The sequence below is a fragment of the Dietzia sp. DQ11-44 genome (assembly GCF_014145205.1).
In the GTDB taxonomy this organism is placed as follows: domain Bacteria; phylum Actinomycetota; class Actinomycetes; order Mycobacteriales; family Mycobacteriaceae; genus Dietzia; species Dietzia natronolimnaea.
In genome coordinates this window covers 1-1,292 of the sequence record NZ_JAALEC010000732.1, presented here as the reverse complement: position 1 = coordinate 1,292, position 1,292 = coordinate 1, and the positions used below count along the sequence as shown (strand labels likewise).

The 1,292-nt window shown below is 67.5% G+C and carries 1 protein-coding gene; it reads left to right on the top strand.

Features of this window, described 5'->3' with window-relative positions; all coding sequences use genetic code 11:
- Nucleotides 1–1,215 (top strand): TraM recognition domain-containing protein (locus G6018_RS16465; protein ID WP_206685274.1); only part of this gene is annotated, 1,215 nt, incomplete at its 5' end.
- Nucleotides 1,216–1,292 lie beyond the last annotated feature (77 nt).

The window sequence follows — 1,292 nt, the reverse complement described above, 5'->3', positions numbered from 1 at the left end:
TCCAGCCGCATCATCCCGATGATCCGCCGCGCACCGGGCATCTGCATCTCCACCTCGTGCAAGCGCGACGTCATCGAGGCCACGATGCCGTTCCGTCAGCAGGTCGGCCGCGTCTGGGTGCTCGACCCGCAGGACAAGGCGGTCGGGCTGGACACCTCCAAGTGGTACTTCGACCCGCTGGACTTCGTTCGCCGCGACCAGTGGTGGGACGGCAACGCCGAGGAGCTCGCCGAGATCTTCAACGCCGCCACCGCCCGAGGGGAGGCCGGCAGCGACCCCAACGCGTACTTCTACTCCCAGGCCGTGGACCTGCTCGCCTCGCTGTTCCTGGCAGCGGCGATGAAGAACCGTCCCATCACCGATGTCTACGGATGGGTCTCCAATCTCGAGGACGCCACCCCAGTTGACATCCTGGCTGACAGCCAGTGGAAGCCGCAGGCTGCGGACCTGGCCAGCAAGTACAACGCCGAGCCCCGTACCCGCTCCAACGTGTTCTCCGCGGCCAAGAACATGATCTCCTGCCTGGGACGCAGGCAGATCGTGCGGTGGCTGACCCCCCAGGCCGGCGCCCAGCGTTTCGACCCGGTCGCCTTCGCAAACTCGGAGGCCGACACGCTGTATCTGGTCTCCGATGAGGAGAACCCGATCGGCCGGCCGGTGACGTCCATCCTGACCGTCGCGGTGTTCAAGGCCCTGGTCGACCGGGCCGACACCTGCCCCGGTTCGCGTCTGCCGGTGCCGGTGACCGCCGCCCTGGACGAGATCGCCAACATCGTGCGGTGGCCCAGGCTGCCCGACCACTACTCGACCTTCGGCTCCCGAGGCATCATCTGCTCGACCGTGCTCCAGTCCTACGCCCAGGGCGTGGAAGTGTGGGGCGAGCAGGGCATGAAGAAGCTGTGGTCTGCCGCCGCGATCGTCGTCATCGGTCCCGGCCACAAGGACTACCGATTCCTCGACGAGCTGGCCCATCTCATCGGCACCCACACCGAACAGCAACGCTCCATCTCCAGCGGCGGCGGCGATCGCGGACGGTCCGTGTCGACCCAGACGGTCGAGAAGCAGACCATCACCGCCGCCGAGCTGGCCGCCCTGCCATTCGGTCGGATGATCGTCCTGGCCACCGGCCGGCGCCCCATCCTGGCCCGGATGGTCCGGTGGGACCACCAGGACCTTCCCTCCGCCCCCGAGAAGAGCGAGGAGGCCGCAGCATGAGCCACCTGTTCGACAAGAAGATCGTCGAGGCGTTCGGTGAGACCCTCGCGGCGGTGGCCAAGGAGTCGCTACCTGCT